Origin of the sequence: Streptomyces alkaliphilus (assembly GCF_014141535.1) — a bacterium.
Taxonomy (GTDB): domain Bacteria; phylum Actinomycetota; class Actinomycetes; order Streptomycetales; family Streptomycetaceae; genus Streptomyces; species Streptomyces alkaliphilus.
Window position 1 is genome coordinate 1 of sequence record NZ_VKHT01000130.1, and the last position, 8,062, is coordinate 8,062.

At 74.3% G+C, this 8,062-nt stretch carries 5 protein-coding genes; all 5 read right to left on the reverse strand.

Going from position 1 to position 8,062, the window contains the following annotated elements; all coding sequences use genetic code 11:
• Nucleotides 1–94: 94 nt before the first annotated feature.
• Nucleotides 95–739 carry an IclR family transcriptional regulator gene (locus tag FNQ90_RS06920; RefSeq protein WP_143617324.1) on the reverse strand — a complete coding sequence of 215 codons (645 nt, stop codon included), beginning with the start codon at nucleotides 737–739 and terminating at the stop codon, nucleotides 95–97.
• Nucleotides 740–1,169: 430 nt separating this feature from the next.
• Nucleotides 1,170–2,951 (reverse strand): DEAD/DEAH box helicase, encoded by a 1,782-nt coding sequence (locus FNQ90_RS06925; RefSeq protein ID WP_182605450.1) that lies wholly within the window; start codon nucleotides 2,949–2,951, stop codon nucleotides 1,170–1,172.
• Between the two features lie 306 nt (nucleotides 2,952–3,257).
• Entirely contained in the window at nucleotides 3,258–4,883 is a 1,626-nt protein-coding gene (locus tag FNQ90_RS06930) for an MFS transporter (RefSeq protein ID WP_182605448.1), read from the reverse strand.
• Between the two features lie 203 nt (nucleotides 4,884–5,086).
• Nucleotides 5,087–7,423, reverse strand: a complete 2,337-nt coding sequence (locus FNQ90_RS06935) for a molybdopterin cofactor-binding domain-containing protein (protein WP_323379813.1) — start codon at nucleotides 7,421–7,423, stop codon at nucleotides 5,087–5,089.
• On the reverse strand, nucleotides 7,420–8,062 hold a 643-nt coding region (locus FNQ90_RS06940), incomplete at its 5' end, for a (2Fe-2S)-binding protein (RefSeq protein WP_228470928.1). The genes FNQ90_RS06935 and FNQ90_RS06940, both read right to left, overlap by 4 nt.

An 8,062-nucleotide genomic window follows, 5' to 3' on the forward strand; every position in this document is an offset into this window, starting at 1 on the left:
GGGGGCTCGGCGGGCATGTCACGGAATCTAACGCACGCCTCCCCGTCACCCGACGGACGCCCCCGAACGGGGCGCCGCCCCCGGGGGCCGCCGGTCAGCGGAGGACTGCGGCGACCTCGCGGGCCGCGCGCACCACCCGGGGCCCGATCTCCGGCGGTATGGAGTCGTTGAGCATGACGACGCCCACGCTGCCCTCTATCCCGCACCCCGGCGGCAGTGGCGCGGCGGCCCCGCTGGCCCCGGCCTCCAGCTCACCGTGGGTGAGGATGTAGCCGTCCTCGTTGTCGATGTCCTTGCAGCGCCCGATGAGGATGGCCCGTCCGGCTGCGCCCCGGTCCAGGGAGTGCCGGAAACCGGCGCGGTAGGCGACGTGGTAGTCGGTCCAGCTCGGTTCGACCACCGCCACGGCGAGGGCCTCGGTGCCGTCCACCACGGTCAGGTGGGCGGTCGCGCCGACATCCTCCGCGAGGGAGCGCAGCGCGGGCAGGGCGGCCTCGCGGACCAGCGGGTGGACCTGACGGCCCAGGCCCAGCACGCCGACCCCCACCCGGGCCCGGCCACCGGCGTCGCGGCGCACCAGGGCGTGCTGTTCCAGCGTGGCGAGCAGACGGTAGACGACCGTGCGGTTCACCCCGAGGCGTCGGGAGAGTTCTGTCACGGTCAGGCCGTGATCCGTCTCGGCGAGGAGTTTGAGGACACGCAGTCCCCGGTCGAGCGTCTGAGAGGTCTCCGCGGTCACGACGCCCCCTGTTCTCGGGTGGGTCCGGCTCGGCGTCGCGGGGTGCGCCCGACCACCGACCCGGCCGACCGCACGCGCGAGGAGCCGTGGGTAGCGGTGGCAGGTCACACAGCCGGCTGCGCCCCCGGGACAGCTCCGGCCCGGGCGTGCGCGTGACCGGAAACCTATACAGGGTCACCGCTCACCGGAAGAGCTTGTCCGGGATTCGAGCAATCCCTCGAATGTTTTGAGAGGAAAAGAGGGAAAGATCCCACCGGTCTTTCCGCATTGAGAACACCCGGGGGTTGTGGTTTTCGTGCCCGATCCCCGCCCGCCGGAGGCGGATCGGGCCGTTCCTCGCGCCCGTTTCGCGGGCCCGAATCGCCGGGAGGGTCCCGATCCGTGACGGAGCGGGACCCTCCGAGCGGCCGGCGGGCCCCGGCGCGGGTGCTCAGCGCATCCGGGTGGCCCAGTCCCGCACCCGGTCGATGCGCTGCCGCAGCTGTCCGGCGGTCGCCTCGGCGGTCGGGGGCCCGCCGCAGGCACGACGCAACTCGGTGTGGATCACCCCGTGCGGCTTCCCCGTCTGGTGGGAGTACGCGCCGACCAGGCCGTGCAGTTCCCGCCGCAGCTCCTGGAGCTCCCGGTGGGTGACCACCGGCCGCCGCTCGGCGGGGAGTTCGAGGAGGTCCGCCTCCTCGGCCGGCTTCTTCCTGCTGTGCGCGATCTGCCTGGCCTGTCGGCGCTGGAGGAGCATCTGCACCTGATCGGGTTCCAGCAGGCCCGGAATGCCGAGGTAGTCCTGCTCCTCCTCGCTGCCGGGGTGCGCCTGCATGCCGAATTCCGCGCCGTCGTACATCACGCGGTCGAAGACGGCGTCCGACTCCAACGCCTCGAACGGCAACTGGTCCTGTTCGCCGGTGTCCTCGTCCTGCTGCCGCTCGGCCTCCTTGAGCAGGTCGGCCTCCTCGGCGTACGGGTCCTCGTCCCCACCGCGCCTCGGCTTGTCCAGGACGTGGTCGCGCTGGAGTTCCATCTCGTGCGCGAAGCCCAGCAGGGAGGGCACGGTGGGCAGGAAGACCGAGGCCGTCTCGCCGCGCCGGCGGGACCGCACGAAACGTCCCACCGCCTGCGCGAAGAACAGCGGGGTGGAGATCGTCGTCGCGTACACCCCCACCGCCAGGCGGGGCACGTCCACCCCCTCGGAGACCATCCGCACAGCCACCAGCCAGCGGTCGCCCGACTGCCGGAACTCCTCGATGCGGTCGGAGGCGCCGGAGTCGTCGGACAGCACGACGGTCGGTTTCTCGCCGGTGATCTCCCTCAGCAGCTTGGCGTAGGAGCGCGCGGAGTCCTGGTCGGTGGCGATCACCAGGGCGCCCGCGTCCGGGATGGCCCGCCGCACCTCGGTCAGCCTGCGGTCGGCGGCGGAGAGCACGGACGGTATCCAGTCGCCGCGCGGGTCCAGGGCGGTGCGCCAGGCCTGGGAGATCGCGTCCTTGGTCATCGGCTCGCCGAGACGGGCCTCGATCTCGTCGCCCGCCTTGGTGCGCCACCGCATGTTGCCGCTGTAGGAGAGGAAGATCACCGGGCGGACGACGCCGTCGGCCAGGGCGTTGCCGTAGCCGTAGGTGTAGTCGGCCACCGACCGGCGGATGCCGTCGGCGTCCTCGCCGTACTGCACGAACGGGATGGGGTTGGTGTCGGAGCGGAAGGGCGTGCCGGTGAGGGCGAGTCGGCGGGTGGCCGGTTCGAACGCCTCCAGGCACGCCTCGCCCCAGGAGCGGCTGTCGCCCGCGTGGTGGATCTCGTCCAGGATCACCAGCGTCTTGCGCTGCTCGCAGCGGTTGCGGTGCAGCATCGGGCGGACGCCGACGCCGGCGTAGGTGACGGCCACCCCGTGGTATTCGCGGCCGAGCGGGCCGGCGCTGTACCCGGGGTCGAGTTTGATCCCTATCCGGGCCGCCGCCTCCGCCCACTGCTTCTTCAGGTGTTCGGTGGGCGCGACCACGGTGACCTGCTGCACCACGTGGTGGTGGAGGAGCCAGGAGGCGAGGGTGAGCGCGAAGGTGGTCTTTCCCGCGCCGGGGGTCGCGACCGCGAGGAAGTCCCGCGGATGCTCGGTGAGGTAGCGCTCCATCGCCGCCTGCTGCCAGGCGCGCAGCTTGCCCGCCGTGCCCCACGGCGCACGGCCGGGGAAGGCGGGTGACAGGTGCGAGGAGGCAGGGGGCACGGTGGCGACCTGTGGGGTGGACGGGCCGGCGCTCGGTTGGGTGGGTGAGGGGAAACCCAACTGCGTGGCTGGGGAGGACGGCGGGGTGGTCACGGTCTCCGGCGGGGATCGGTCGAGGGCGGTTCGGAACCCGGTCAGCCTAACGGCATCCCGGGGCTCCGAACGGCCGGCACGCCGGCGGGGCGGCGACGGTCACACCGCCTCGACACCGGCCCGGAATGCCGGAGTTGACATCATTTGCACTTCCCGGGCGGGATGGCCGCCGGGGCCCGGCGGGCCCCGGCCCCGCTCCGGTCAGGGACCGGGTCAGGGACCGGGTCGGGGAGCCGGACCGGGGGGTGTCGAACGACCGGTGGCGTCCCGCACCACGGCGGTGCCGTCGCTGTCCGCGTCGGCCGCGTCCGTTCGGGTGGGAGCGGCGCCGGGCGCCGATCCGGTGCCGTCCCCGGCCGCATCCCGGGGGATCAACCGTCCCGCCACGGGGATCGCGACCAGCGCCAGGACCGTGGTGACGACGTAGACCACCAGGAAGGCGCCCGGGGCGATCTGCGCGTCCGCCGCCCCCTCACCCTCGGCCAGGGCCGCGGTGGAACCGCCCAGCGCGGCGAACGCGCTGCCGACCACGGTGAGGGTCACCACGTTCGCCAGGGCGTCGCAGACCTGGAGGGAGGAGATGTTCCCGCCCACCTGCGCCGGTTCGGAGAAGCGCAGCACCAGCACCCCCACCGAGGAGATGATCAGACCCATCCCGTAGCAGGCCAGTGCCAGGGTGATGACCGGCAGCCACACCGGCACCGCCTCCAGCAGCACCAACGGCGTGGTGGCCACCCCCACCGGCACCAGGACGGTCCCCACCCGCATCAGCAGCAGCCGGTGCGGCTCGGCCGCCGGCCGGGACTGGGTGAACGAGCCCAGTGCCCAGGTCAGGCCGCCGGCCGCGATCGCCAGCCCCGCCTGGGTGTAGGACAGGCCGCGCTGGGTGACCAGCAGCAGCGGCACGAAGCTCTCGGCGGACAGGAAGGAGGCCGAGACCAGCCCGCGCAGCAGGATCGCGGAGGGCATCCCGCGCGCCGATCGGAAGGTGCCGGTGGGCAGCAGGCGTACCGCCGACGGGGCCAGCAACGCGGCACCGATCACCGCCGGCACCAGGGACCACCACCGCAGCTCCTGCCCGCCGAACTGGAGCAGGGCCGCGCCGATCGCGATGGCGCCGGCCAACCGCAGCCCCCGGCCGTCGAACCGGCCCGGCGGCTCCCCCGGGGTGGGGCCGCTCGCCGCACGGCGCATCGGCGGGAGCATCGCCAGCAGCGGCAGCACGACCAGGACGGTGATGCCGAGGAAGACCCACCGCCAACCGAAGCGTTCGGTGACGGTGCCGGAGATGACCGGTCCGACCATCGAGGGGATCACCCAGGCGGAGGCGAAGGCGGCCAGCGCGGAGGGACGCAGGTGGTCGGGGTAGGCCCGACGCACCACCACGTACAGCGCGACGATGATCAGCCCGGAGCCGAAGCCCTGGCCCGCCCGGCCCAGGATGAGCATGAGCATCGTCTGCGCCCCGCCCGCCAACAGCAGGCCGGCGCAGAAGATCGCGATACCGGTCACCACCGGGGCGACCGGGCCGCCGCGGTCACACCACTGGCCTGAGAGCACCATGCCCAGCAGGCTGGTGGTGAAGAAGGCGGCGAAGGCGAAGGCGTACAGGCCCAGGCCGTCCAGTTGGGCCGCCGCCGCCGGCATCGCCGTGCCCACGGCCATCGCCTCGAAGGCGATCAGCAGGATGACGCTGACGCTGCCCAGGGTCAGCGCCCGGTACGGCGCGCTCAGCACCCCGCCCGGCGGGTGTTCGGGTATCGCTGTGCCGGGTTGGCCGGGTTGGCCGGGTGTTCCGGCGGCACGGGCGGCGTCGGCGCCGGCCTCGACATGACTCATGGGGACCACCGTAAGGAGCAAAGGCCGGATTCGCCTATGGCCCCCGGTCGGGGATCGTCTCGGTCGCCGGTCCCGGGCCCTCTTCCGGCGGCTCCGGTACCGCCCGCGGCAGTCCCCTCCCCCGCTCCTGTCCACGCGGGCCGGAGCGGGGACGACCGGGGCCGACCGGCCCCGCCCTCCGGGCCGATCCGGGGGGCGGGGTGTCAGCGCACGACGGCGGCCTGCGGCCGGATCGGCAGCCGGTTGACCGCCCTGCCGGTCGCCGCCCGCACCGCCGAGGCGATCGCCGCCGGCGCCACCACCAGGGGCGGCGCGCTCGCCGACTTGGCGCCGAAGGGGGCCACCACGTCCCGTTCCTCGACCAACCGGACGATGCGGATCTCGGGGGCGTCCAGGGAGGTGGGCAGCGCGTACGCGGCCAGGTCCGGCCGGCGCACCACGCCCTTGACCACCCGCAGGTGCTCGGTGAGCGCCGCCCCGACGCCCTGGGTGAGGCCGGCCTCCAGCCGGCAGCGCAGCCGGGCGGGGTTGAGGATCCGCCCGACGTCCTGGGCCAGGGCCAGCTCCACCACCCGCACCGAGCCCAGTTCCACGTCCACGTCCACCACCGCGCGCAGGGCCGCGAAGGAGAGGCCGACGAAGGCGTCCCCCTGGCCCGCGCCGTCCAGCGGCTCGGTGGGGTGCGGGCGGCACTGCGCGGTGGCCCACAGCTCCTTGCCCTCCAGCGCCTCCGCGACGGTGGTGCTGAGCACCCCGTCGTAGGAGGTGATCTTGCCGTCCGCGATGCTGAGCAGTTCGGCGGACATCCCGAAGGTGGCGGCGAGGGGCTGGAGGAGTTGGGTGCGCACCATCTTGGCCGCCCGCTCCACCGCGCCGGCCGAGACCCAGGTGTGCCGGCCGCGCCCGCCGGGGCCCGCGGGGGGCTGGTCGGTGTCGACGGGGGCGACGTGCACCTCCTCGATGCCCAGCACCTCCTGCACGATCTGCCGGGCGAGGGTCGCGAAGCCCTGGCCGGTCTCCACCGCCGCGCACAGCACGGTGGCGACCGTGCCCTCCACCTTGACCGTGGCGGTGGAGACCTCGTCGGTGCCCTCGGCGCCGAGCATGTGGACCATGCCCACGGCCCAGCCCACGCCCCGACGCACCGCGCCCGGTTCGCCCGCGCCCTCGGGGCCGCCGGGCAGCAGCCACTCCTCCACGGGGGTGTCCCGGGGCAACGGCGGCAGGGGGGCCTCGCGGACCGCCTCCAGCAGTTCGGCGACCGGCGCGGGGCAGGTCACGGCCTGGCCGGTGGGCAGCCGGTCACCGGTGGCCAGGACGTTGCGGGCGCGCACCTCGGCGGGGTCCAGGCCCAGCCGGGCGGCCAGCTTGTCCATCTGGCCCTCGTGGGCCGCGCACACCTGCAGGGCGCCCTCACCGCGCAGGTGCCCCGCGGGCGGGTTGTTGGTGCGCACCACCCAGCCGTCGACGACGGCGTTGGGCACCTTGTAGGGGCCGGCGGCGAAGGCCACGGCGGCGGCCAGGGCCTCCGAGGAGTCGTCGGCGTAGGCACCGCCGTCCATGAGGATCTGGGCCTCCACCTTGACCAGCCTGCCCTCGGCGTCGGCGTGGTGCCGGTAGCTCAGCATGGTGGGGTGGCGGTGGGCGTGGCCGAGGAAGGACTCCTGGCGCCCGGCGGCCAGCTTGATCGGGCTGCCGGTGCGCAGGGCGAGGAGGGCCAGCGGGAGTTGGAAACCGAGGTCCTCGCGGTCCCCGAGGGCGCCGGGCACACCGGTCACGCAGATCTTGACCAGGTCGGGGTCCAGGCCGAGGCACGCGGCGAGCCGGTCGCGGTCGGTGTGCGGGTCGGTGGCCGCGGTGTACAGCTCGACACCGCCGTCCAGGCGCGGGACGGCCAGCCCGGCCTCGGCACCGATCGGCGCCGGGTCCTGGCGACCGATCCGGTAGACGCCCTCGACGATGATCTCCCCGGTGATCGAGGGATCGCCGTGGCGCAGCGGGATGTGGCGGATGAGGTTGCCGTCGGGATGCAGCGGCTCGGACCCGAACGCCTCGCCGGGGTCGGTGACCGGCTCCAGCACCTCGTACTCGACGGCGATGGCGGCGGCGGCCAGCCGGGCGGTGTCGGGGTGGTCCGCGGCGACGGCGGCGATCGGCTCGCCGTGGTGGCGGACCTCCTCGGCGGCCAGCGGGGGGCGGTCGGCCACCCGGCGCCCGAGGAGGCCCTCGCCGGTGACGTCGCGGTGGGTGACCACCGCGCGGACGCCGGGCATCGCGGCGGCGCGGGAGGTGTCGATGTCCAGGATCCGGGCGCGCGGGTGCGGGGAGCGCAGGACGGTCGCCCACAGCAGCCCCTCGGCCCACAGGTCGGCGGTGTAGGGGTGGGTGCCGCCGGCCTTGGCGGCGGCGTCGGACGAGGGCACCGAGGAGCCCAGTCCGTGGGGCGGGCCGCCGGTCGGTCGATCGGCTCCGGTCGGACCGACGGGGGTGTCGGTCGGGGTGACGGTGATGGCCGACGCGCCGTCCTGCTGCCGGTTCACGCCTCGCCTCCCGGGGTGTTCTGGTCGGTCCGGTGGTCCGCCGGGTCGGCGCCGGGGTCGGTCTCCCACTCGTCGCCGGCCCGGCGTTCGGTCTCGGATGCGGCCATCCGGGCGGCGCGCTCGTCCACCAGTTCCTGGACGGCGTCGAGTACGCCCCGGTAGCCGGAGCAGCGGCAGAGGTTGCCGCACAGCGCCTGCCGGGTCTCCAACTCGGTGGGGGCGTGGTTGCCCTCCAACAGGTCGTGCACGGTCATCGCCATGCCGGGGAGGCAGAAGCCGCACTCCACATCGGTGCGGGCCAGCGCGCGCTGCACGTCGGAGGGCGAACCGTCGTGGTCGACCAGGCCCTCCACGGTGGTGATGTCGCAGCCGGCGGCGGTGGCGGCGGGAACCAGGCAGGCCGCGACGAGCCGGCCGTCCGACTGGACGGAGCAGGCGCCGCACTCCCCCTGGGAGCAGCCGTCCTTGGCGCCGGCCAGCCCCAGCCGCTCGCGCAGCACGTACAGCAGGGACTCACCGATCCAGGAGCCCTCCACGGCACGGTCGACGCCGTTGACGCGGAGGACGTAGGAGACCACGGGGTGGTCGCTGTCCCCGGTGTCGTCGGGAGCGAGTGGATCACCGGGGACAGCGACCACC

Coding starts and splice junctions, on each gene's coding strand:
- FNQ90_RS06930 (WP_182605448.1), bottom strand. CDS start 4,883: ATGAGTCATGTCGAGGCCGGCGCCGACGCCGCCCGTGCCGCCGGAACA.